Genomic DNA, 23,453 nt, shown 5'->3' with positions numbered 1-23,453 from the left:
ACACCGGCGCCCACCTCGCGCCACGGATACGTAACGGGATCGTCAATGTTGCGGCGCCCTTTCGAGCTGGTCGGCAGCACGGGATCCCAGGTTGCGATGGATCACAGTGGGCGAAAAACCCTCCTCGCGCAAGGCCTGCGCCATCGCCTCGGCGGTGTGGACCGACCGGTGCCGCCCCCCGGTGCAGCCGAACGCGATGTTGACGTAGGTTTTCCCTTGCGCCGCATAGCGTGGCAGCAGCGTGCGGACGAGGTCGCGGATGCGGGTAAAGGCATCCTCCCACCCCGGATCGCGCATGATGTGGGCCGAGACGGATGCATCGAGCCCGGTAAGAAGGCGCAGCTCCGGGTCCCAGTGCGGGTTGTCGAGGAAGCGCATGTCGAACACCAGGTCCGCAAGCGGCGGCATGCCGCGGGCAAAGCCGAAGCTGGACACGCTGATCGCCATCCCTTCTTCCGGCGCATCGGCAAATCGGTGGCGCATCGCCTGCTGCAGGTCGCTGGAGGACAGCGCGGTCGTGTCGATCACCGCCTCCGCCCAGCGGCGCAGGGGTTCCAGCAGCTCACGTTCCGCCTGGATGCCTTCCAGCACCGGGCGGCCCAGGGCCATCGGGTGGCGGCGGCGCGTTTCGTTGTAACGGCGTTCCAGCTCCGCCCCGCTGCAATCAAGGAACAGGGTCGTCACGTCGAGATCGTCGCGCGCGGCCAGCTTTTTCCAGCGGGCGATGATCTGCTGCGGCACGAAGCCGCGGGTGCGCGAATCGAAGCCGACGGCCAGGGGCGGGCGCGGTTCCCCGCTCGTCGCCTCGCTCACCACGAGACGTTCGAGCAGGCGGATTGGGAAGTTGTCGATCGCTTCCCAGCCGAGGTCTTCCAGCACCCGCAGCGCCGTTGTCTTGCCCGCGCCGCTGAGCCCGGTGACAAGCACCACCCGCTGCTTCGACAGGTCTTGGGAAAGGGACGATTCGCCGGTCATCGCGCAGCATTGCGCCCGGCCCGGGGGCGAGTGCAAGCCCGCCCGGCTATCGCGGCGCGTAACGGGGCAGGCCGTGCATGGCCAGGGCGTGCTCTGCCCGCAGCGCGGCGGCGGAATGGTGCGCGTCGAACGGCAAGGCAGGGATGGGCACGCCTTCGATCCCCGCCATCTCCGCCCGCTCGACAAGGCGCGGGCCATCGATGCCGAGGCGCAGGATCAGCGCGACCGGCGCTTCGCACGCGGGCAGGCTGGCGATGCCGATCCCGCGCAGTTCCAAAAGGCCACGGGTGGCAGGCGGCGGCGCGGCCCACACGGCATCGCCGCGCCGTTCGATCGCGATACCATCGTCCCCCACCAGCACCGCGCCGCGGTCGATCAACTGGAGCGCCAGGGTCGATTTGCCCGCGCCCGGCGGGCCGTCCAGCAACAGCGCGCGCCCCCCTATGGCAACGGCGGTGAACTGGCGCAGGTTCATTGGCGGCGGGCCCGCGCCTCTGGCAGCGTGAGGACGAGGCAGGCGCCGGATCGGCCGTCATCGTGCCCTTCGGCGATCAGGGTGCCGTCGTGCCCTTCGGCAATGGTGCGTGCGATGAACAGGCCGAGACCGCTATGCTGGCCGAACCCTTCGCTTTCCGGACGATCGGAATGGAACCGGCGGAACACCTTCTCGCGCGCTTCCTCCGGAATGCCGGGGCCTTCGTCGCTGACGGAGAGGGTGACGAGGTGGCCGTCGCGCTCGATGGCGAGGGCGATAGGGGCCCCGTCGGGAGAGAACGACACGGCGTTGTCGAGCAGGTTGTCGATCACCCGTTCCAGCCGCACCGGCACGCCCATGACCACCGTCTCTTCGCGCGGGTGAGTCATGGTGATCGTGTGCCCGCCGTTCTGACCGCGCGTTTCGCGCCGGCCGACGATGTTGGCGGCAAGCTGGGCAAGGTCGATCGCTTCGAACGTGGCGCGGCTCAGTTCGGCATCGATGCGGCTCGCTTCGGAAATCTCGCTCACCAGCCGGTCGATCCGCCGCACGTCGTGCGCGGCGATATCGGTCAACTGGCGGCGCAAGCCAGGGTCGTCGACCGCGGCCAGCGATTCGAGTGCACTGCGCAGGCTGGCGAGGGGGTTCTTGATCTCGTGCGCCACGTCCGCCGCGAAATGTTCCACCGCGTCGATCCGCTGGCGCAGCGCCTGGGTCATGTCGGATATGGCGCGGGCGAGCTGGCCGATCTCGTCGCGGCGGGCGGGCAGGCGGGGCACCTCCACCTCGCGTTCGCGGCCTTGCCGCACGCGGTTGGTCGCCTTGGCCAGCATGCGCAGCGGGGTCACGATCGTGCGCGCCATGTAAAGCGACAGCAGGGTGGACATCGCCAGCGCCAGCAGAACCGCCGACATCAGCGTGCTGCGCGCCTCGCGCACCTCCAGCGTGATGTCGACCGCGTTGCGGGTGGTCAGCAGCGTGGCGCCGCGCAGGCCCACCGGGGCCGCCGTGTTGATGACGGGCGTGCCGTCGGGCGCATCGCGCAGCTCGATCCGGGTCAGGTTCTCTTCCCGCGCGCGCTGCAGTTCGGGCCAGGCGTCGGCAGTGACTTCCTCGGGCTCGACATAGTCGGTGATCGGATCGGCGCCGACGATGGTATCCACCGCGCGGTCGAGCCAGCGGGCGAGGTTTTCCTGCCAGGTTTCGTCGCCCGGCGTATCGAACGCGAAGCTTGGTTGGCCCAGGGCAAAGCTGTCGGCCCACAGGTTCCCTTCGGCATCGAACATGCGCAGGCGCATCTTCTGTTCCTTGCCGATCTGGACCAGCAACGCTTCCTGCCGTTCGCGGCTCGCACCCGCCAGCGCCTCGGCCGTGATCTGCGCTTCCACCCGCGCCATCTTGTAGCGTTCGTTGAGCAGCTGCTTGCGATAGCTGTCGAGGTAGAACACCCCGCCGCCCAGCAGCAGCAGGGGCAGCAGGTTGATGATCAGGAGCCGCGGTGTCAGCGACAGCCGGCGGCCCGGGATGAACGCCATGCGCGCGGCCGATTGGCCGCCATCGCCGTCAGCCATCGGGGCTAGCCATCAGAGAAGCTGTAGCCCGCGCCGTAGAGGGTCTCGATCGCGCCGAAATTGTCGTCCACGCTGCGGAACTTGCGCCGCATCCGCTTGATATGGCTGTCGATCGTCCGGTCGTCCACGAACACGTCGTCGGGGTAGGCAGCGTCCATCAACTGGTTGCGGCTCTTGATGACGCCAGGGCGCTGGGCCAGCGCCTCGAGGATCAGGAACTCGCTTACGGTGAGGGAGACGGGGCGCCCGTCCCAGTTCACCTGGTGGCGCGAGGGATCCATGTGCAGGCGGCCGCGCTCGATCACCGGGCCGGGCTCCGGCTCGCCATGTTCGCCGGCTTCGCCGCCGCCGGCACCGGTGCGGCGCAGCAGCGCGCGGATGCGGGCGATCAGCAGGCGCAGGCTGAACGGCTTGGCGATGTAATCGTCGGCGCCCATCTCGAAGCCGGCTTCCTCGTCCCCTTCGTCGTCCTTGCTGGTGAGGAAGATCACCGGCAGATCGCTGTAGGCGCGCACCCGGCGCAGCAGCTCCATCCCGTCCATGCGCGGCATCTTGATGTCGAAGACGGCGAGATCGGGCGGATTCTCGCGCAATGCCTTCAGCGCGGCCTCGCCATCGGAATAGACCCGCGTCGCGAAGCCATCGGCCTGCAGCGCGATGGACACCGTGGTCAGGATGTTGCGGTCGTCATCGACCAGGGCGATCGTGCGCCGGTCGCCGGGTTGAGCTTCCGCGTTCGTCGGCCGTTCGTCGTGCATCACGCGGGCCTAGCGCCAACCGGCTGGGCTGACAATAAAACCCGCGGCGACAGAGCCCGGAGACGCGCCCCTGACCCCGGTTTGACGAGAATCGCTTTGCCGACTATGCGCCGGGCAGGGCCGCTGGCACGCGTGTGCAGGCGCCCGGTCGCACCGATGAACCCCGCATCTCGCGCATGGAGACAGCCGTGAACGCCCCGCTCGCCCATACCTTGTCCGACCAGGGCATCGCCACCTCTGCCGAAATCCGCGCGAACCTCGATACGAAGGCGCTGGTCGATCTCGCCGTTGCGGGCGGCGAAGGGCGCCTGTCGAAGCATGGCGCGCTGGTCGTGGAAACGGGCAAGCACACCGGCCGCAGCGCGAAGGACAAGTACATCGTCCGCGATGCCGAAACGGAAGGCACCGTGCACTGGGGCAAGGTGAACGTGCCCATGTCGCCGGAACACTTCGCCAACCTGAAGGCCGATTTCATGGCCGCGCTGGGGGACAAGGACACGCTCTACGTGGCCGACCTGTTCGGCGGGTCGCAGCCGGAACACCGCGTCAACGTGCGCGTGGTGAACGAACTTGCCTGGCACAACCTGTTCATCCGCACCCTGCTGGTGCGCCCCACGGCTGACGAACTGACGGATTTCGCGCCCGAATACACGATCATCGACCTGCCGAGCTTCCGGGCGGATCCGGAACGCCACGGCTGCCGCAGCGAGACGGTGATCGCCGTCAGCTTTTCCGAAAAGCTGATCCTCATCGGCGGCACCAAGTATGCCGGCGAAATGAAGAAGAGCGTGTTCGGCATCCTCAACTACCTGCTCCCCGCGCAAGGCGTGATGCCGATGCACTGCAGCGCCAACATCGGGCCCGACGGCAAGACGGCGGTGTTCTTCGGCCTGTCGGGCACCGGCAAGACGACGCTGTCGGCCGACGCCAGCCGCACGCTGATCGGCGATGACGAGCACGGCTGGTCCGATACGGCGGTCTTCAACTTCGAAGGCGGCTGCTACGCCAAGATGATCCGGCTTTCGCCCGAAGCGGAACCGGAGATCTACGCCACCACGCAGATGTTCGGCACGGTGCTGGAAAACGTCGTAATGGACGAGAACGGCGAACTGGACTTCGACGACGCCAGCCTGGCCGAAAACAGCCGCGGCGCCTATCCGATCGAGTTCATTCCCAACACGTCGGAAAAGAACCTCGGCCCCGTGCCGTCCAACGTGATCATGCTGACCGCCGACGCGTTCGGCGTGCTGCCCCCGATCGCGCGGCTCACGCCGGACCAGGCGATGTATCACTTCCTGTCGGGCTACACCGCCAAGGTCGCCGGCACGGAGATCGGCGTGACCGAGCCGGAAGCGACGTTCAGCACCTGCTTCGGCGCGCCCTTCATGCCCCGCCACCCGAGCATTTACGGCAACCTGCTGAAAGAGCGGATCGCCAAGGGTAACGTGCAGTGCTGGCTGCTCAACACCGGCTGGTCGGGCGGCAAGGCGACCGAACCCGGCATCAAGCGCATGCCCATCAAGGCGACCCGCGCCCTGCTCAACGCCGCGCTCGATGGCAGCCTGAACGACGCCGAATTCCGCAAGGACCCCAACTTCGGTTTCGAAGTGCCGGTCAGCGTGCCCGGAGTGGACAGCAAGCTGCTCGACCCGCGCGCCGCCTGGGCCGATCCGGTGGAATACGATCGCACGGCTGAAAAGCTGGTGCAGCTGTTCGTGGACAACTTCGCCCAGTTCGAAGAGCATGTGGACCAGGGCGTGCGGGACAGCGCCCCCAACGCGCACGTCCAGGCCGCCTGACGGATTTCAGCCTTGGAGAGGAGAGCCCCGGCCGGGAAACCGGACCGGGGCTTTTGCTTGCCCGGCACGAATGGTGATCTGCCATGGCGCCGCGCGTCCGCCACGCGGAACCCGCCGCATCCGCGCGACGTTGTTCACCCGAAGCGCCCGGTCCCGGGCCGCGTGAGGGAGACACCCGCGATGAACATGAGCCAGGCACTGTACGACAGCGGCGCGATCGGATCGATGGCCCGCGAACTGGGCGTTGACGAAGGGACTGCGAAACAGGCGGCGAGCGCGCTGCTCCCCGCGATTGTGGCGGGCCTGGGCCGCAACCAGGTCGGCGCCGGCGGCGTGCGCAGTGGCAGCACCGGCGGCGGCGGGCTTGCCGATATCCTGGGCGGCGTGCTGGGCGGCGGGAGCGGTGGCGGTCTGTTCGACGCGGTGCTCAAGCCGGAACCGACCAACAGCCAGCCGGGCAACGACATCCTGGGCCAGATATTCGGCAACAAGGATGTCAGCCGCGGCGTTGCGGAAGAAGCGGCGGGATCGACCGGCCTGCCGCCGGAACTCCTGAAGAAGATGCTGCCGATTCTGGCCATGGCCGTCGTCGGCTACATGATGCGCGGCAAGGGCGGGACCGGCGTTGCGGCAGGCGGGCTGGGCGGGCTGGGCGGCGGCGCGATGGGCGGAGCCCTCGGCGGCATCCTCGGCCAGGTCGTGACCGGGATGCTGCGCCGCTAGCGCCGCGCTTAGCCGTCAGGCGGCGATATACCGGTCGACGGTCCGCGCCAGGACGTCCATCGGCACGTTGCCGCCGTCCACCACTGCCTGGTTGAAATCCTTGAGGTCGTAGCGGGGCCCCAGCGCAGCTTGCGCCCGGGCGCGCTGGCGGACAATTTCGCTGTGGCCGGTCTTGTAGGCGCAGGCCTGGCCCGGCCACGAGCAGTACCGATCCACCTCGCTCGCCACCGACTCCGCGTTGTCGCCGTTCCGGGTGACGAAGAAATCGACGCCCTGCTGCCGGCTCCAGCGCTTGTGGTGGAGGCCGGTGTCCACGACCAGCCGGCAGGCGCGGAAGGCCTGGCTCTGGAGATACCCCAGCCGCCATTGCGGGTTCGCGTCGTAGGCGCCGAGCTCGTCCGCAAGTTGCTCCGCGTAAAGCGCCCACCCTTCGGAAAATGCGCTGAACGAGAGGACCGACCGGATCAGCGGCAGCTTGTTCGAATATTCCCCTTCCCAGATGTGGCCGGGCACCATCTCGTGGTGAGTCAGCGTCGGCAGGTCGTATTTCCGGTGCAGGTCCGTGGTGCGCAGGTTGATCCACATCCGCCCCGGGATCGTCCCGTCCTTCGATCCCGCACCGCCATAGGCGCCGGGGCCGCCCGGTTCTTCCGCCAGCGGCAGGCGGCGCACTTCCATGTTGGGGCTGACCACGGTGTTGAAGGCGCGCGGCATCTGCGCGGTGATCCATTTCAGGCGCTCGTCGATAAACGCCATGATCTCGGCGCGGCCGGGATCGCCCTCCTTGAACTTGTAGCGCGGGTCCTCGGCCAGCTGCCGCATCCGCGCGCCCACCGAGCCCTGCGCGTAGCCGGCATCACGGAGCAGCCTGTCCATCCGCGCGTGAATCTCGTCGAGCTCGCGGAGGCCGATCGCGTGGATCTCGTCCGGGGTCAGGCGCGTGGTGGTGGCGGCACGGAGCGCCCAGGCGTAGTATTCGTCGCCGCGCGGCTGGCTCCACATGCCGGGGTCCATGTCGGCAACCCCCCGCTCCGTCTTGAGTTCGGCGAGCTGGCGTTCGAGCGCGGCGACGATCGGCGGCATGAGCGCCTGCGCCCTGGCTTTCCAGTTGCCGGGTATCTGCGCGGTGCGGCTGGTGAGCCCGCTGACATAGCCGCCATCAGCCTTGCGCGCGTCGGCAATCGAGCCTTCCATCGCCCCGATCGCCTTGTCCAGCAGGAAGCCCGGCGGAACCAGGCCCTTCCCCCGCGCATCGCGGATGCGGCCGAGCTCTCCGTCGAGAACGGCCGGGATGGCTGCCAGCCGCGCGAGATAGGCTTCCGCGTCCGTCGCATCGCGCACGGGATGCTGCGATTCCATGAAGCGCGGCAGGTCGAGATAGGCCCCGACGTTCTGGATCACGACGTAAGGGCTGTTCCGCCAGCCGCCGACGGCCACGTCGCCATACGGCAGGGCAAAGCCGTCAAGCGCCGTTGAGTAGGCGCTCTCCACCACTTCGAAACTCGTGCGCGTGGCCGGATCGAGCCCGGCAGTGTCGACCGCCCGGGCCCGGGAGAGATCGCGGCGGAGCGTTTCGGCGAGTGCGCGCTGGCCCTGGGCCGACCGGTCCGACAAGCGGCCGCGGAGCGCGGCGTGGGCGCCGGTGTCGACGCCCAGGCTGGTCGCCGTTTCGGGCGAGTGGCGCAGCAGGTTCCACGCGATGTCGTCCAGCAAGGCAGCCGGATCGGTGGCGGCAAGGCCCGTGGTGGTCTTGCATCCAGCAAGGGCGAGCGCGGAAACGCCGCCAAGCCCGGCGAGGGCCTGACGGCGCGAGAGATGGAATGACGTGTGATGCATCACGGCAGGTGTGCAAGGGAGCGCACCTGCTGTCAAACCGCGATCAGTCGATGAATTCGGCCGGCACCTTGCCGCCGTTGCGGGACAATTCGCTCATGACCTTGCGGTGCAGCCAGACGTTGTCCTCCGCCGATCCCGAGTAATCGTTGCGCCCCAGTTCGGTCGCCAGCGCTTTGCGCGCTTCGTAATCGGAATCGATCCCCAGCAGCTTCATCAGGTCGACGATCGAGGTGCGCCAGTTGAGGCGATCCGCGCCGGCCATCGAATCGAGGTGGTTCTCGACATCGATCAGGGGTGCGGCCGCGGCCTGTGAAGGCTGCGCCGTGGGCGTGGGAGACGGCGGGGGCGAGCCCGGCGCCTGCGTGGTGTCAAGCGTGGGGGCGGGGGCCGGTGCGGCCTTCGCCTTGCCGAAAATCGCGTCCTTGATCTTGCCGAAAATGCTCATTGCCCAAATACTCCCATAGCGAAGCGACCCCATCCGGCCGATGGTTTCTGAAACGGCTGACCCGGGCGGCTGTTCCGGCGCGGCGGGACGCGCTATGCCGCAGCGATGCTCAATACCGTTCTTTCGATCCTGATGCTGGCCGCGATCGCCCTGGCGCTGGGGGCGGCCTGGATCTGGCGCCGGCCGGGGATGCGGCGTCAGGCCGCGCTGATGCTGGTGCTAGCTGCGGTGGCGCTGGTCAACGTGGCGATCTGGACCGTGCCCGACGGGGAAGGGCGCTCCCCCGCCGAGCAGCTCTCAGACGCCCGATAGCCGCGATTATTCCGGCAGCTCCCAGCGGACGGAGCTGGCAAACGTCCCCGGCGTGCGCTGGCCCGCTGTGTCCTTGGCGGGATCGAACCGCGCGCGCCGTGTCACGAGATCGCAGGTCGCCTTGTCCAGTTCCGCGTGGCCACTCGACCCGGTGATCGTGCACCCTTCCACGCTGCCGTTGGCGGCGATCGCCAGGCGGAACCGGGCCGTGCCGGTGAGCTCGCGATTGATCCAGCTCGACCGGTAATCGTCCGTGCTGATCCATTGCGCCGGATTGTTGCGCGGCCGCGCGGCGACGGGATCGAAAACGGGGCTGGGCGTGGCCGAGGGCGTGAAGGACGGGGTCGGCCCGGGGATGACCTTTGGCAGGACATCGGGGATGACGACCATGTCGGATGTCGCATCCACCGGCGGGCGCTGCGCGTTGAGGTCGACCGGCGGCACGGGCACGTGCAGCGGCGGGCTGACCAGGGTGGAATCGGGCTCCACCGCGGGATCCGGCTTCGACGGGGGCGGCGGCGGCGGATCGAGCGGGACGTTGACTTCGTATCCTTCGAGGCCCGGGATCGTCTCCACGATCTTCTCGAACTTCAGGCCGGTGATAAGCCCGTAACCGACCAGCGCGTGGATCGCGACGACGCCCACGATCGCGCCAGGGCGATCGCGCCAGCTCCTGTGTTCCAGATATGCCATGACACCATTCCTCTCTCGATGCGCCGCCTCAAGCGGTTTCAAGAGGATAACGATACAACATACCATGACTGCGGCCAAGCGATTTCGTCCGCGCTGCGACACGCGGAAGGTTGGCCGTGGCGGATGCGCCCTAGCGGATGGGGCAGTCGGGCGAGAGGCGGAAGTCGAGGTACTTGTCGACCGACAGCATCATGTCGTCGACTTCATGCTCGAAGAAGTGGTTGGCCCGCGGAATCTCGTCATGGTGGATGGTGATGTGCTTCTGCGTGCGCAGTTTTTCCACCAGCTTGCCGACGGAGCTCGGCTGCACGACGGTATCGCCGGCGCCGTGCACGAAGATACCGCTGGCGGGGCACGGGGCCAGGAAGCTGAAATCGTACATCGATGCCGGTGCCGAAACGGAAATGAACCCGCGCACTTCCGGCCGCCGCATCAGCAGCTGCATCCCGATCAGCGCGCCGAAGCTGACGCCGGCGACCCAGGTGGTCTGCGCTTCGGGGTGGATCGACTGCACCCAGTCAAGCGCGCTCGCCGCATCGCTCAGCTCGCCGACGCCGTTGTCGAAGCTGCCCTGGCTGCGCCCGACGCCGCGGAAATTGAAGCGAAGCGTGGCGAACCCGCGGTCCTGGAACGTCTTGTAGAGACGCTGGACGATCCGGTCGTTCATCGTCCCGCCCCCGTGGGGATGCGGGTGAAGGATCATCGCCACCGGCGCGCGGGCACGCGGCGCGGGGCTGTAACGGCCTTCGAGGCGGCCTTCGGGGCCGGGAAAAATCACTGAGGGCATCGGTCACGACCTGCTTGTAATGAAGACGCGGCGGTGCCGGCTGGCGCGCTGCGGACGGGCGGCTATATAGGCGCGGAGGCGAAAATCGCAATCGTGACGAATTCCCGCATATATCTCGACCACGCGGCCACCACGCCGCTGCGCCAGGAAGCACGCGCGGCGATGGAGCAGGGCTTCGCGCTGTGGGCCAATCCGAGCAGTCCGCACGCCGACGGCCGCAAGGCGCGCGCCGCGCTGGAAGATGCGCGCGAACGGCTGAAGGCGGCGCTGGGCTGGCAGGGCGAGGTCGTCTTCACCTCCGGCGCCAGCGAGGCGGCTGCGCTCGCGATGGCGGGCGGCGGTCCCCGCTGGGTGGCGGCGGTGGAGCATGACGCGGTGCTGGGGGCGGCCCGGGGGGCGACGGTGTTGCCTGTAAGGGCAGACGGGGCGCTCGATATCGCGGTCCTTGAAGCCCGACTGGCCGATGCGCCGCAACCGCCTCTGGTAGCGGTGCAGACGGTCAATTCGGAAACCGGCAACGCGCAGGATTGCAGCGCGATCGTTCGTGCCGTGCAGGCGGCGGGCGGGCGGACACTGATCGATGCGTCGCAATCCGCGGGCAAGTTTCCCCTGTGCGCCACGACCGACATGGCCATCGTTTCGGCCCACAAGTTCGGCGGCCCCGTCGGCATCGGCGCCTTGCTGGTACGCGATCTGGCCATGCTGCCGCCCGCCGGAGGGCAGGAGCGCGGCTATCGGCGCGGGACGGAGAATCTTCCCGCCGCGCTCGGCATGGCCGCCGCGCTGGAAGCCTGCGCGCAGCCTTACCTGGCACCCGAGACGCTCGAGTCGCTTGAAGGTTTCGCGGGAGAGGTGCGCGCGCTCGGCGGGGAGTGGCTGTCGGATCGCCTGTCCTCTCCCACGCCTTACATCCGCGCGCTCGCCATGCCCGGCCTGTCGGGCCAGGCGCAACTGATGCGGTTCGATATGGCGGGTATCGCGGTCAGCCAGGGCTCGGCCTGTTCATCGGGGACGATGAAGCGCAGCCACGTGCTGACCGCGATGGGCCTGCCGGACGCGGCAGCCGATCGGACGATCCGCGTGAGCTTCGGCTGGACCACCACCCGCGACGAGGTCGAGCGGTTCTGCGCGGTGTGGCTCGACATGGCGCGCAAGGCCGCATGATCTACCTCGACTATCAGGCGACGACCCCGCTCGCGCCAGAGGCGCGTGACGCGATGCTTCGGTGGCTGGGCGGTCCCGATAGCGACACGTTCGGCAACCCGCACAGCCCGCACCGCATGGGCCGCATGGCGCGCGCCGCGATCGAGCTTGCGCGGGACGAAGTGGCGGCGCTGTTCCCGCCGGGCGGGCGGGTGCTGTTCACGGGCGGCGCGACGGAAGCGATCAACCTCGCGATCCGCGGAACCCCGGGGGATGGCACGGTCGCGGTTTCCGCCATTGAGCACGCGGCGGTGCTGGACACGGCCGACGCTGTCGGACCGGCCCCCCGTCTTGCAGTGACCGAAGACGGCATATGCGACCCCGCGCAGGGCCTGTCTGGCGGCACGCGGCTGGTTTGCGTGATGCAGGTCAACAACGAGATCGGGACCGTTCAGCCGGTCGACCAGTGGGCCGAGCAGGCGAAGGAAACGGGCGCCCTGCTGCTGTGCGACGCGGTGCAGGCTTATGGCAAGCTGGCGGTGGCCGGGGCCGACCTCGTCGCGATCAGCGCGCACAAGTTTCACGGGCCGAAGGGGGTCGGCGCCCTGTGGGTGCGCAACGGGGTCACGCTCACCCAGCAGCAGACCGGGGGCGGGCAGGAAGCGGGGCTGCGTTCCGGCACCCTGAGCCCGGCGCTGATCGCCGGAATGGGCGCCGCCGCCCGCGTGGCGCGCGAACGGATGGCCGCGGACGCCGCGCACGTCGAAGCGCTCTGGGCCCGGGCGCGCGAAATATTCGCCGGCTGGCACCTCAACGGCAGCGCGCACGATCGCTGGAAGGGCAACCTCAACCTCTGGCGCGAGGGGCTGGACGTGGCCCGCTTGATGAGCGACTGCCGCGAGGTGATGTTCAGCGCGGGCAGCGCCTGTGCCAGCGGATCGGGCCGCACCAGTCATGTGTTGAAGGCCATCGGACTTGCGGACAGCGCGGCGAAATCCTCCATCCGACTGGGCTTTGGACGCTACACGACACGCGCGGAGCTGGAAGAGGGCGCTTCCATGATCGTGGTGGCCGCCGACAGGCAGGATCGTGCAGCATGATACGCGTGCATTTCACGACCGCCGCCGGCGAGACGGTAGAGGCCAATGGGCAGGAGGGCGACAACCTCCTGCGCATCGCACAGGCGAAGGGTCTGCCGCTCGAAGGCACGTGCGAGGGCCAGATGGCCTGTTCAACCTGCCACGTGATCGTGGCGCCCGACTGGTTCGACCGCCTGCCGCCCGCTAGCGAGGAGGAGGAGGACATGCTCGACCTTGCCGCCGGGGCCTGCCGGACCAGCCGGCTCGCCTGTCAGATCGACCTAGGCTCCGAACTCGACGGCCTCAGCGTGCGGGTGCCCGCCGAAAGCCACGACATGCAGCTTGATCGCCGCTGACGGGGTTCAGCCGTCAGGTCGTGGACAAGTCGGCGGCGGGCAGCGCATCGAGTTGTGCGCCGGTCATCGGAGAAGTGAGGTCGGTGTCGTCACCACGCCGCACGGTTTCGAACCCGTCGATCGGCACGATCACGTAGCGATCGGGATTGCTGTCCTCGAGCTCCACCAGCAGACGGTCCACCGTGCCGCCGGCATTGCGAAGGACCCGTTCGACGTCGCCCAGCTCCGCGCCCGCCGAATCGACGATTTCGGCATCGAGAAGCTGCCGCTCGGTCAGGCCGAGCGCGGCGATTGCATCGCCGGCCTGCGCGGCGCTCGCGTCCGCGGTCTGTTCGATCCGGTCCTCGGTCCGCTCGGCTGCGCGATCGGCCTCGCTCCCGCAGGCCGAGACCAGCAGAGCGGCGACTAGGGCGGGTGCGGCGAGGTGGCGTGCCATGTCAGATCTCCAGCGGTAACGGGCCTTCCTGGCGCCCGCTTATCCTGAACAGATGCGCCAGCCCTTGCGTTGTTCCCGGAAAAGCCCTGCCGCGCGCCCGACCCGGGGGCCGGATAGGCGTGGGGATAGCGGCGCGTTCCGCCGTTGAGCGGGCGGCGTTGGCCCTGCTAGGGCGGCCGCCATGGTGGACCTTGTGCAATCTGACAAAGACCCGTTCGACGCGATCGTCGATGCCCCGTTCGACAGTGCGCTGTCGGAACGATACCTCGTCTATGCGCTGTCCACGATCACCGCGCGCAGCCTGCCGGATCTTCGCGACGGGTTGAAGCCGGTTCACCGCCGCCTGCTGTGGGCGATGCGGCAGCTCCGCCTCAACCCCACCGACGCGTTCAAGAAATCCGCCCGCGTCGTGGGCGACGTGATCGGCAAGTATCACCCGCACGGGGATTCGTCGGTCTATGACGCGATGGTGCGGCTCGCGCAGGATTTCTCGCTCCGCTACCCGCTGGTGGAAGGGCAGGGGAACTTCGGCAATATCGACGGCGATAACGCCGCCGCCTATCGCTACACCGAAGCCCGGCTGACGCGCACCGCGATGCTGCTGATGCAGGGTCTCGACGAAGGGACGGTCGATTTCATCCCGACCTACAACGGGGAAGAGGAAGAGCCGGAGATTTTCCCCGGCCTGTTTCCCAACCTGCTGGCGAATGGTTCCAGCGGCATCGCCGTGGGCATGGCGACCAACATCCCGAGCCACAACGTGGCCGAGGTGCTGGATGCCGCCCTGGAGCTGATCGACAATCCCCATGCCGAGCACGCCCGCCTGATGGAGCTGTTCCACGGCCCCGATTTCGCCACCGGCGGGCTGGTGGTCGACAGCGCGCAGACGATCTCCGCCGCTTACGAAACCGGGCGCGGGTCGTTCCGGATGCGGGCCCGCTTCTTCGCCGCCGAGGCCAAAGAGGAAGCCGATCGCATGGCCGGGATCGAGCGGCTGGGCGGCGGGCAGTGGCAGCTCGTCGTCAGCGAAATCCCCTACCAGGTGCAGAAGGGCAAGCTGATCGAACAGGTCGCCCAGGCCCTGGCCGACCGCAAGCTGCCGATCCTGGAAGACGTGCGCGATGAAAGCGACGAGGCGATGCGCATCGTCTTCGTGCCCAAGAGCCGGAACGTCGACCCGGAGCTGCTGAAGGAATCGCTCTACAAGCTGACTGACCTCGAAACGCGGTTCGGGCTCAACCTCAACGTGCTCGACGCGCAGGCGGGCAGCGGGCTCACCCCGATGGTGATGGGCCTGAAAGAGGTGCTGCTTCACTGGATTGCCAGCCAGATCGACATCCTCCAGCGCCGCAGCCGCCACCGGCTGGACCAGATCGCGCGCCGGCTGGAGCTGGTCCAGGGCTACATCGTCGCTTACCTCAACCTCGACCGGGTGATCGCGATCATCCGCGCCGAGGACGAGCCGAAGCCGGTACTGATGGCCGAATTCGAGCTGACCGACCGGCAGGCCGAAGCCATCCTCAACATGCGGCTGCGCAGCTTGCGCAAGCTGGAGGAGATGGAGCTTCGCCGCGAGCTCGACGCGCTGCTGAAGGAGCAGGACGAGCTTGCCCGCCTGCTCGAAAGCCCGGCCCGCCAGCGCACCCGCCTGAAGCGCGATCTGGCCGCGATCCGCAAGGAATACGCGGAAGATACCCCGCTCGGCCGGCGTCGGACCACTGTGGCGGAAGTGGCTCCCACGGTGGAATATGATCCGGCCGCGATGATCGAGAAGGAACCGGTCACGGTGGTCCTGTCGGCCAAGGGGTGGATCAGGGCGGCGCGCGGCCATGTGCCGCTGGATCAGGACTGGAAGTTCAAGGAAGGCGACGGTCCCGCATTCGCGCTGCACGCGCAGACCACCGACAAGCTCCTGCTCGCCGCGGATGACGGGCGGTTCTACACCCTGGGGGCCGACAAGCTGCCCGGCGCGCGCGGGTTTGGCGAACCGGTGCGCACGATGCTGGATATCGATCCGGAAGCGGCCGTGGTCGCGGTGATCGTCCACCGGCCCAAGGGGCAGCTGCTGCTGGCGTCCTCCAACGGCAAGGGCTTCGCCGCCGAGACCGCCGAACTGCTCGCCGAAACGCGCAAGGGGCGCCAGGTGGTGAACGTGAAACCGGGACAGAAGCTGGTCGCCGTGCGCGAGATCGCGCCGGCACACGATCACGTGGCGGTGGTGGGCGACAACCGCAAGCTGGTGGTATTTAGCCTGGAAGAGGTGCCGATCCTGGGGCGCGGGCAGGGCGTGGCACTGCAGCGTTACCGCGACGGCGGCCTGTCCGATGCGATCACCTTCACCCTGGCCGATGGGCTCAGCTGGGCGATGGGCGGCGAGACGGGCCGAACGCGGACCGAAGACGACGTGTGGCAATGGAAGGTCGCGCGCGGTGCCGCGGGGCGCCTCCCCCCGCGCGGGTTCCCCAAGGACAATCGGTTCTGAAAACTAGAAACGGGCCGGCGGCGCTTGTGCACCTGCCGACCCGTTTCGCGACCCGAAGGGCTCTCGCTTCTGGCGAGGCCTTCCGGAAACTCTCAGTTGGCGCGTTGCCGTTTCCAGCCGCTGCCGCAACCTGCTGTGCGGTGAAAAGAGCCGCCAGCGCGCCCTGTGCATTCCTCGCGAAATGGTCCCGCTCAATTGCACCGGGCCGCCGGCAAACGGGGTGCCACGCGAAACCTGAAGCGCAGGTGAAGCAGGTCACCCCGCGCGGCGTTCGAGTTCTTCCGCCAGGATCGCTTCCACCCGCGCCCGGTCCGGGAACCCTTCGGCTACCCAGCGCGCCTCCACATTGCGCAGGATGCGGGCGACTTCCGGCCCCGCGCCCACGCCGCGTGCGACGATCTCGCCGCCTTTCAACGGCATTTCGGGCACGGTCCAGCCGGCGAGCGGAGCGATGTCGCCCCCGGTAAGCAGCAGCCGGTCGGTGGCGCAGTCGATCCCGACGCGCCAGGCCAGGGTGCGGGCATTGCGGCCGTCTCCCACCTCGCGCGCCGCAGCGCAGGACAGGCGGTGGCGCTGGCTGCGTGACAGGCGCAGGCGCGCCGCCGCGCTCTCCGCGACAGCGGGCACCGGCGGCAGCAGCGCGGCGAGCCGGCGGACGGGATCGGCCGGAACCCTGCTGACCCGTTCTGCCGCCACAACGTCAGCCAGCTTGTCCACTTCGCGCGAGCCGGCTTCCGGCAAGATCACCTGGAGCACGCCCAGTTGCCGCATCCGGGCGATCGTGGGCGCGGGGCTGGCGAGGGCGAGCAGGCCTATCAGTTCCCAGCCCACCCGTTCGCGGCTGAGGCCCTTGAGGCTCGGCGCGAGTTCCGCGCACGCGGCCTCCGCCTCCGCATCGGGGGTGTCGCCAAAGCGCGCGTGGAAGCGGAAGTATCGCAGGATACGCAGGTAATCCTCACGTATGCGTTGCCGCGCATCTCCGATGAAGCGCACGCGCCCCGCGGCAAGATCGTCGACGCCGCCGAAATAATCGAAGATCTCGCCCGTCGTCGGATCGGCATAGAGGGCGTTGATCGTGAAATCGCGGCGGGCGGCATCGTCTTGCCATTCGCTGGCAAAGGCCACCGTGGCCCGCCGGCCGTCGGTCGACACGTCCTTGCGCAGGGTGGTGATCTCCACGTTCCCGCCTTCGACCAGTGCGGTCACCGTGCCGTGGTCGATGCCGGTGGGAATGGCGCGGATGCCGGCCCCGTCCAGCCGCTCGATGACACCGTCCGGCGTCAGCGGTGTCGCGGCGTCGATGTCCTGTACCGGGCTGCCGAGCAGCGTATCGCGCACCGCGCCGCCCACCCAGCGCAGGTTGCCGTGCCCCAGCGCGTCCACCAGCCGCGCGAGGCCGGGGCGCGCTGTCCATTCGGCATGGGGCAGCTCAGCCATCGAACAGGTCCGCCAGCGCCATGCGGCGCGAAAGATTGCCGATGATCGCCGCAGTGACGCCCCAGATGCGGTGTTCCTGCCAGACGATCTCGAAATAAGTCCGTTCCGCGCCTTCCCACACCACGGTCCGGGGCGTGCGGTTGGCGGGATCGAGCAGGTAGGCAAGGGGCGGTTCGAACCAGCTTGCCACCTCTGCCGGGTTGGGCACGATCGGCAGGTCGGGCGGCACCATCGCCAGCACGGGCGTGACATCGTATCCGGTGCGGGTGCGGAACGGGTCCGTCGCGCCGATCACCTGCACGTCGCGCGGGTGAATGCCCAACTCTTCGTGCGCTTCCCGCAGGGCGGCAGCGACCGCGTCCTCTCCGGGATCGAGCTTGCCGCCGGGAAATGCCGCCTCGCCCGGATGTGCGCGCATGGTGTCGGGCCGGTGAGTCACGATCACCCCGGGCTGGGGCCGGTCGGTGACGGCGATCAGCACGGCGGCAGGGCGCAAGTCGGCGGGCGGCGCCATCGCGTCCACCAGCAAGTCCACATCCCGCGCATGGCCGTCCGCGAACACGCGCGCCAGCCGGTCGATCAGCGCGGTCATCCCGGCACCAGCGAGAAGGTTGTGCCCTTGCTGGTCACGGCGAGACCGGCGTCCGCCATCAGGGCAAGCTGTTCCCAGGTGGAACGGTTCAGCCGCGCTTCGCACCCGTTGCGGACGGACAGGTAGATCGCCGGGGTCTCGCGGTTTCCGCGCGCGGCGATGGGATTGCCCGGCCCTGCGATCACGATCTCGTCGGTGTTGAGGCGGAAGGCGAGCGCTCCGTCCCGTGCGGTCACGTCGGTGGCGACGAAGGCCGCGTCCGCCACCGCGATGCGCAGCTTCTGCACCGGGGTCACCAGCCAGTGCCCCTCGCCGTCGCGCATCAGCAGCGCGGCGAACGCGCGGACCATCGCGGGGCGTGTGATCGGGCCCCCCTCGTGCGTCCAGCTGCCGTCCGCCAGGATCGCCATGTGGCTGTCACCCGTTTCCGCCGGGTTCCACTGCTCGATCGGCGGGAGCCGGCGCGCGCCGACCGCCTCGGCCAACTGCGCGAGCGACATGCCGGCGATTTCGGGGGGCGGATCGTAGGGCATCGGGCGGGCGATGCCAGATGCGCGTCAGTTCGCCAAGCCGCCCGCTATTGACCCCGCCGCCGCGCCGCCGCGCCAGGGCCCCAGCATGCCTCCCTGCGGTAACAGCGCCGGCGCGGCGCCGCGCACCAGAAGCCGGGCGGGGTCCCACGGGCCCGGGCACCGCCAACCGCGCGGCGCCTCGGCAAAGCCGAAACGGCTGTAATAGGGCGCGTCCCCGATCAGGACCTGCGGAAGGGGCGGGGCGGTGTCTCCCGCGAGCGCCTCGATCGCGCCCAGCGATGCGGCCATCAGCGCCTTGCCATATCCTTCGCCCTGATGGGCCGGCATGACCGCGACCGGCCCGACCATCAGCAATGGATGGGCCGCGCCGTCCGGGCAAGCCAGGGCGACAGGCCACACCTGGATCGTGGCGACGAGGAATTCGTCGTCGTCCAGCGCAGCGAGGCTCAGCCCCTCAAGCCACTTCGCGCCTTCGCGAATGCGATAGGCCGTCCGGCCGCGCCGCGCCGGCTCGAACGCCGTGTCGAGCAGCTCTTCGACCAGGTGCGGGTCGATCGCGGACAGGGGGACGATTGTCGGCATTGCGGCGCGCGCCGATAGGGGGCCGGCGCGCGCGAGTCGAGCAGTTTGGCGCCTTCGCTGGGGGACCGCCTAGCGCGCGGGCCGCAGTTCGATCAGCCGGCCACCTTCCCGATCCTCCAGCAGCCAGATCGCGCCATCCGGCCCTTCGACGATATCGCGCAGGCGCCGTTCCACCGGAACGCGCGCGACCTCCCGGCCTCGCTCCCCGTCAATCGCCACGCGCACCAGCACGGTCGGCTTCATCCCGGCGACCAGCGACTGGCCCTTCCATTCGGGCCACAGCTTGCCGGAATAGAAGATGAAATCCCCCGGCGCGATCACCGGGTTCCAGGCGATCGCCGGGGCGGCGAATTCGGGCCGGGTGGCGTGGGGCGGAATCTCCCGCCCATCGTAGTGGTCGCCCTCCGATACGATCGGCCAGCCATAGTTCGCGCCTTCACGCACGAGATTAAGCTCGTCGCCGCCCGCCGGTCCGTGCTCCAGGTCCCACAGGCGTCCCTGCGCATCGAACGCAAGGCCGAGCACGTTGCGGTGGCCCATCGAGTAGATGTCCGGCCGCGCGCCCCGGGCAGCAAGGGCGTTGCCGGCGGCCGGCGTGCCGTCGAGATTCAGGCGCACGATCTTGCCCAGCGCGGTGCGCGGATCCTGCGCCGGGTCCATCTTCTGTCGGTCGCCGCTGGAAACGAACATGTGGCGTCCGTCGGGCGAGAAGGCGATGCGGTGCGAGTAGTGCCCGCGCCCGGTAACCTTCGGCTCCTGCCGCCAGATGACGCTGAGGTTCTCGATCGCGCACGCGTCCGCCTCCGCGCACCGCAGGATGCCGCGTCCGACCACGGCGCCGCGCGTGTCGCCTTCGCCCGCTTCGGACCAGCTCAGGTAGACGGTGCGGTCCTGCAAGGTGGGTGCGGCCTCGGACGGAAGGAAGGCAATGTCGCCAAGCCCGCCCTGGCCGCCGTAATCGACCTTCGGCAGTCCGGTGACGGTGCCCAGCCTGCCGGTTAGCGTGTCGACGAACTTTGCAGTGCCGCCCCTTTCGGTGATGAACAATACGCTGGTGCCCGGCGCGAAGGCCGCGGCCCATGGTTCGTCGAACGCGCCGAAGGACCGGGCGGTGAAATCGCCGCTTTCGCTGATCGTCACACTCTGCCCCGCAGTGCCGGCGGGGAAGGGGGTCGATTCCGCGGTGGGGGACGGTTGCGCCGTGCAGCTTGCGGAAAACAGCAGGCACGGCGATAGGGCGGCGGTCAGGATCGCGGATTTCGTCATGCTCGGTGCAACTCCCCACAAGGATTTCGGTCCCGCCCCGCTGGTGGTGGGCGTGGACGAGGCTGGCCGCGGCCCGTTGGCCGGGCCTGTTGTCGCCGCCGCGGTCGTCCTGTGCAAGCCCCGGCCGGCGGGGATCGACGATTCGAAGAAGCTGTGCGGCGTCACCCGCGCCCGACTGGACCTTGCCGTGCGCCGCCGCTGCGCCTGGGGCGTCGGCGTTGTGGAGGTGGAGGATATCGACCGGCTCAACATCTTCCACGCAACGATGCTGGCGATGACGCTGGCGGTGACCCGTCTTGCCGAAGCGCTCGGCCGCGAACCGGACCAGGTGCTGGTCGACGGCAACCTCACCCCAGCCGGACGCCGGCCGGAATGGCGCTGGAACGCGCGGCCGATCGTCGGGGGCGATGCGAAAGAGCCGGCGATCGGCGCGGCGAGCGTCGTTGCTAAGGAATGGCGCGACCGGATCATGCGTGAACATGCCAGGGCGCACCCCCAGTATGGCTGGGAAACCAACGTCGGATATTCGACGCCCACGCATCTTCGCGCTTTGGCCGAACACGGGCCGTGTCCGCTCCATCGCCGCAGTTTCGCGCCGGTCTCCAATCAGCTTGAATTGAGTCTTTCGCGCCACACCCCCGAGATGGTGGGTTGAAGAATAGCGCGCTGACTCAATATCTTGTGATGGACACTTTCTGTTCCGTCTGAGAAAAGCCGCAAGACCTGGCACGCCGCTCGCACTCCCCGCTTGACGGCGAGTCCGCTTGGACTCACCCTGTGGATAAGTTGAATCAGGGGGAATGACGGGATGGGGGTCTTGGAGACCACGCGGATGCGTGCATGCACCGCGACGAAGGTGGCGCCAGGGACTAAAAGAGGGGCAATCGACCTGCCGGTTGGGCGCATACTGGCCGGCGACTGTGTCGAGGCGATGCGCAGCCTGCCGACCGCCAGCGTGGACCTGGTGTTCGCCGATCCGCCGTATAACCTGCAGCTCGGCGGAGAACTCAACCGGCCCGACGGCAGCCATGTCGATGCGGTGACCGATGCGTGGGATCGGTTCGACAGCTTCGCCGCATACGACGCCTTCACGCGCGACTGGCTGAGCGAGGCGCGCCGGGTGCTGAAGCCCGATGGCGCGCTGTGGGTGATCGGCAGCTACCACAACATCTACCGCGTCGGGGCGATCCTGCAGGACCTCGGTTTCTGGCTGCTCAACGACATCGTCTGGCGCAAGACGAACCCGATGCCCAATTTCCGCGGCACCCGCTTCACCAACGCGCACGAGACGCTGCTGTGGGCGAGCACGGGAGAAAAGGCCCGTTATCACTTCAATTATCGCGCAATGAAAACTCTCAATGACGAGCTGCAGATGCGCAGCGACTGGGTGATCCCAATCTGCGGGGGGCAGGAACGGCTGAAGGAAAACGGCCACAAGGCGCATCCGACACAGAAGCCGGAAGCGCTGCTCTACCGCGTCCTGCTCGCCACGACGGAGAAAGGCGACGTGGTTCTCGATCCCTTCTTCGGCACCGGCACTACCGGCGCGGTCGCCAAGCGGCTGGGACGACAGTGGATCGGCTGCGAGCGGGAAGCGGCCTACCGCGAGGTCGCGACCCGGCGCATCGCGAAGGAACTGCCGCTCGACGAAAGCGCGATCGCCACGATGAACAGCCCGCGCACCGCGCCCAAGGTGGCGTTCGGCGCCGTGGTCGAAGCGGGGCTTCTGCCGCCGGGCACGCACGTGTTCGACAAGAAGCGACGCTGGACCGCCACGGTGCGCGCCGACGGGTCGCTGGTATGCGCCGGGGCGAGCGGGTCGATCCACGGCCTGGGCAAGGAATTGCAAGGCGCGCCGAGCTGCAACGGCTGGGCATTTTGGCACTACGATGCCGCTGGCGAGATCAAGCCGATCGACGCCGTTCGCCAGACTTACCTGCTGAGCGTCGAGGATTGACTCGGAGGGTGTCAGGACAGCGTAACATGGACAGCGCCCCCAGGCGCGCGGCAGCATGAGCGAACGGCTATACCTGGTGCCCATCGGCCTCGCGGCGAGTCCGCAGGCCGAGGATGGCGACGCCGTGCGTCTGGCCAGCGGACTCGTGTTTGCCCACCGCTTCGCCGCGATCGTCCGCCGCGATGGGCGGGTGGTGGGACGTCATCCGTTCACGCCGCGGACTGCAGCGGAGACTTTCGCCCGCCTTCCCTCCGGGCTGGGGGACGATGCGGAGGAGCAGTGGGCTGGCCTGCGCACTGCGCACCCGCCGCTCCAGATGGGCGACCGGACGATCCGGCTGGACCAGCCGCAGGTCGCCGGAATTCTCAACGTGACGCCCGACAGCTTTTCGGACGGGGGCAAATTCCTTGATCGGCCCGAAGACGGGGCCGCTCACGCCGCCGCCATGCTGGAAGCGGGCGCGGCCCTGGTGGACATCGGCGGCGAAAGCACGCGGCCCGGAGCGCGGGCGGTCTGGGAAGGCGACGAGATCGCGCGGGTCGTCCCCGCGGTCGAATACTGCCGCCAGATGGGCGCTGCGATCAGCGTCGATACGCGGCGCGCGGCCGTCATGGCGGCGGCACTCGATGGTGGGGCGCACATGATCAACGACGTATCCGCGCTGCGCCACGATCCCCAGTCGGCGGAGGTTGTCGCCGCGCGGGGTTGCCCGGTGGTGCTGATGCACGCGCCCGGTTCCGCCGAGGACCTCCACGCCGGCTGCGATTACGACAACGTGGTGTTCGACGTCTTCGACTGGCTCGCGGCGCGGCGCGATGCGGCTGTCGCCTCCGGGATTGCGCGCGAACGAATCGTGCTCGACCCCGGCATCGGCTTCGGCAAGACGCTTGTCGAGAACCTCGCGCTGATCAACGCCCTGCCGTTGTTCCACGCGCTGGGCCAGCCGCTGATGTTCGGCGCCAGCCGCAAGCGGATGATCGGCGCGATGAGCAACGAGGCCGCGGCGCACGATAGGCTCGGCGGCAGCGTCGCGCTGGCGCTCCAGGCGATGGACGCGGGCGTGCAATTGATCCGCGTCCACGATGTCGCCGAGACGGTTCAGGCGCGCAACGTCTGGCGGGGATTGAGGGACGCGGCGCTGACCGATTTTTCGAACTTGCCCGACTGAATCAATGCAGCGCTGATGCGATCGCGGGAAGCGGGCCGATCAATCCAG

General features: G+C 68.6%; 24 protein-coding genes. 10 read left to right on the top strand and 14 right to left on the bottom strand.

Translation table 11 applies throughout. From position 1 onward, the window contains the following. Window positions 1-42 precede the first annotated feature (42 nt). From rapZ to GRI40_RS04690, 4 genes are read right to left on the bottom strand one after another with little or no spacing between them, the layout of a single operon-like run. Complete coding sequence (rapZ, locus tag GRI40_RS04705) at window positions 43-975, bottom strand: RNase adapter RapZ (RefSeq protein ID WP_160610273.1); 933 nt, start codon at window positions 973-975, stop codon at window positions 43-45. Window positions 976-1,021: 46 nt separating this feature from the next. Beyond that, a complete protein-coding gene (locus GRI40_RS04700) occupies window positions 1,022-1,450 on the bottom strand; it encodes an HPr kinase/phosphorylase (RefSeq protein ID WP_160610272.1) in 429 nt (142 codons plus the stop codon). After that, window positions 1,447-3,021 (bottom strand): sensor histidine kinase, encoded by a 1,575-nt coding sequence (locus GRI40_RS04695; RefSeq protein WP_160610271.1) that lies wholly within the window; start codon window positions 3,019-3,021, stop codon window positions 1,447-1,449. The genes GRI40_RS04700 and GRI40_RS04695 overlap by 4 nt, the downstream gene beginning before the upstream one ends. 5 nt (window positions 3,022-3,026) lie before the next feature. Next, entirely contained in the window at window positions 3,027-3,779 is a 753-nt protein-coding gene (locus tag GRI40_RS04690; RefSeq protein WP_160610270.1) for a response regulator transcription factor, read from the bottom strand. Window positions 3,780-3,955: 176 nt separating this feature from the next. On the opposite strand from GRI40_RS04690, the gene GRI40_RS04685 reads away from it, so the two are divergent. Both GRI40_RS04685 and GRI40_RS04680 read left to right on the top strand, forming a co-directional pair. Beyond that, entirely contained in the window at window positions 3,956-5,578 is a 1,623-nt protein-coding gene (locus GRI40_RS04685) for a phosphoenolpyruvate carboxykinase (protein ID WP_202390135.1), read from the top strand. 180 nt (window positions 5,579-5,758) lie between these two features. Beyond that, entirely contained in the window at window positions 5,759-6,301 is a 543-nt protein-coding gene (locus GRI40_RS04680; RefSeq protein WP_160610268.1) for a DUF937 domain-containing protein, read from the top strand. A 15-nt stretch (window positions 6,302-6,316) separates the two neighbouring features. Here the strand turns inward: GRI40_RS04680 and GRI40_RS04675 are convergent, their stop codons facing one another. Continuing rightward, on the bottom strand, window positions 6,317-8,137 hold the full coding sequence (locus tag GRI40_RS04675; protein ID WP_160610267.1) for a DUF885 domain-containing protein: 1,821 nt from the start codon (window positions 8,135-8,137) through the stop codon (window positions 6,317-6,319). A 43-nt stretch (window positions 8,138-8,180) separates the two neighbouring features. Next, the gene (locus GRI40_RS04670; protein ID WP_160610266.1) at window positions 8,181-8,582 is read right to left on the bottom strand and encodes a DUF3597 domain-containing protein; all 402 of its coding nucleotides are present in this window, start codon (window positions 8,580-8,582) and stop codon (window positions 8,181-8,183) included. Window positions 8,583-8,687: 105 nt separating this feature from the next. Here GRI40_RS04670 and GRI40_RS04665 point away from each other — a divergent pair, with 105 nt between their 5' ends. Next, window positions 8,688-8,894: a hypothetical protein gene (locus tag GRI40_RS04665; protein WP_160610265.1), complete on the top strand. Its 207-nt coding sequence runs from the start codon at window positions 8,688-8,690 to the stop codon at window positions 8,892-8,894. Between the two features lie 6 nt (window positions 8,895-8,900). Here GRI40_RS04665 and GRI40_RS04660 read toward each other — a convergent pair whose 3' ends face one another. After that, a complete protein-coding gene (locus tag GRI40_RS04660; RefSeq protein ID WP_160610264.1) occupies window positions 8,901-9,587 on the bottom strand; it encodes an energy transducer TonB in 687 nt (228 codons plus the stop codon). 130 nt (window positions 9,588-9,717) lie between these two features. Further along, window positions 9,718-10,374, bottom strand: coding sequence for an alpha/beta hydrolase (locus GRI40_RS04655; protein ID WP_160610263.1), 657 nt, complete (start codon window positions 10,372-10,374; stop codon window positions 9,718-9,720). Between the two features lie 93 nt (window positions 10,375-10,467). On the opposite strand from GRI40_RS04655, the gene GRI40_RS04650 reads away from it, so the two are divergent. The 3 genes from GRI40_RS04650 to GRI40_RS04640 are packed head-to-tail and all read left to right on the top strand — an operon-like array spanning window position 10,468 to window position 12,952. Then, window positions 10,468-11,538, top strand: a complete 1,071-nt coding sequence (locus GRI40_RS04650; protein ID WP_160610262.1) for an aminotransferase class V-fold PLP-dependent enzyme — start codon at window positions 10,468-10,470, stop codon at window positions 11,536-11,538. Further along, on the top strand, window positions 11,535-12,617 hold the full coding sequence (locus GRI40_RS04645) for a cysteine desulfurase family protein (protein WP_160610261.1): 1,083 nt from the start codon (window positions 11,535-11,537) through the stop codon (window positions 12,615-12,617). Before GRI40_RS04650 ends, GRI40_RS04645 begins: the two co-directional genes overlap by 4 nt. Further along, complete coding sequence (locus GRI40_RS04640; RefSeq protein ID WP_160610260.1) at window positions 12,614-12,952, top strand: 2Fe-2S iron-sulfur cluster-binding protein; 339 nt, start codon at window positions 12,614-12,616, stop codon at window positions 12,950-12,952. Before GRI40_RS04645 ends, GRI40_RS04640 begins: the two co-directional genes overlap by 4 nt. Window positions 12,953-12,965: 13 nt before the next feature. Here GRI40_RS04640 and GRI40_RS04635 read toward each other — a convergent pair whose 3' ends face one another. Then, window positions 12,966-13,388: a PRC-barrel domain-containing protein gene (locus GRI40_RS04635; protein ID WP_160610259.1), complete on the bottom strand. Its 423-nt coding sequence runs from the start codon at window positions 13,386-13,388 to the stop codon at window positions 12,966-12,968. 181 nt (window positions 13,389-13,569) lie between these two features. On the opposite strand from GRI40_RS04635, the gene parC reads away from it, so the two are divergent. Next, window positions 13,570-15,870, top strand: coding sequence for a DNA topoisomerase IV subunit A (parC, locus tag GRI40_RS04630; RefSeq protein WP_160610258.1), 2,301 nt, complete (start codon window positions 13,570-13,572; stop codon window positions 15,868-15,870). Window positions 15,871-16,125: 255 nt separating this feature from the next. Here parC and GRI40_RS04625 read toward each other — a convergent pair whose 3' ends face one another. From GRI40_RS04625 to GRI40_RS04605, 5 genes are all read right to left on the bottom strand, one after another. Next, a complete protein-coding gene (locus tag GRI40_RS04625) occupies window positions 16,126-17,307 on the bottom strand; it encodes a CCA tRNA nucleotidyltransferase (RefSeq protein WP_160610257.1) in 1,182 nt (393 codons plus the stop codon). After that, a complete protein-coding gene (locus GRI40_RS04620) occupies window positions 17,300-17,899 on the bottom strand; it encodes a CoA pyrophosphatase (protein WP_160610256.1) in 600 nt (199 codons plus the stop codon). The genes GRI40_RS04625 and GRI40_RS04620 overlap by 8 nt, the downstream gene beginning before the upstream one ends. Then, window positions 17,896-18,432 carry a DUF1285 domain-containing protein gene (locus GRI40_RS04615; protein WP_160610255.1) on the bottom strand — a complete coding sequence of 179 codons (537 nt, stop codon included), beginning with the start codon at window positions 18,430-18,432 and terminating at the stop codon, window positions 17,896-17,898. The genes GRI40_RS04620 and GRI40_RS04615 overlap by 4 nt, the downstream gene beginning before the upstream one ends. Window positions 18,433-18,456: 24 nt before the next feature. Next, window positions 18,457-19,014, bottom strand: a complete 558-nt coding sequence (locus GRI40_RS04610) for a GNAT family N-acetyltransferase (protein ID WP_160610254.1) — start codon at window positions 19,012-19,014, stop codon at window positions 18,457-18,459. Between the two features lie 69 nt (window positions 19,015-19,083). Continuing rightward, window positions 19,084-20,280 (bottom strand): PQQ-dependent sugar dehydrogenase, encoded by a 1,197-nt coding sequence (locus GRI40_RS04605; RefSeq protein ID WP_160610253.1) that lies wholly within the window; start codon window positions 20,278-20,280, stop codon window positions 19,084-19,086. Here GRI40_RS04605 and GRI40_RS04600 point away from each other — a divergent pair. The 3 genes from GRI40_RS04600 (at window position 20,279) to folP (ending at window position 23,405) form a co-directional block, all read left to right on the top strand. Beyond that, window positions 20,279-20,935: a ribonuclease HII gene (locus GRI40_RS04600; protein WP_160610252.1), complete on the top strand. Its 657-nt coding sequence runs from the start codon at window positions 20,279-20,281 to the stop codon at window positions 20,933-20,935. The two genes, GRI40_RS04605 and GRI40_RS04600, sit on opposite strands and share 2 nt — an antisense overlap. Before the next feature lie 177 nt (window positions 20,936-21,112). Further along, window positions 21,113-22,237, top strand: a complete 1,125-nt coding sequence (locus tag GRI40_RS04595) for a site-specific DNA-methyltransferase (RefSeq protein WP_420006861.1) — start codon at window positions 21,113-21,115, stop codon at window positions 22,235-22,237. Window positions 22,238-22,292: 55 nt separating this feature from the next. Beyond that, window positions 22,293-23,405, top strand: a complete 1,113-nt coding sequence (gene folP, locus GRI40_RS04590) for a dihydropteroate synthase (RefSeq protein WP_160610250.1) — start codon at window positions 22,293-22,295, stop codon at window positions 23,403-23,405. Window positions 23,406-23,453: the final 48 nt, after the last annotated feature.

The organism is Tsuneonella aeria, assembly GCF_009827495.1.
Classification (GTDB): Bacteria; Pseudomonadota; Alphaproteobacteria; order Sphingomonadales; family Sphingomonadaceae; genus Tsuneonella; species Tsuneonella aeria.
Note: the sequence above shows the minus strand (reverse complement) of the source record. Positions and strands in the feature narration are given on the sequence as shown.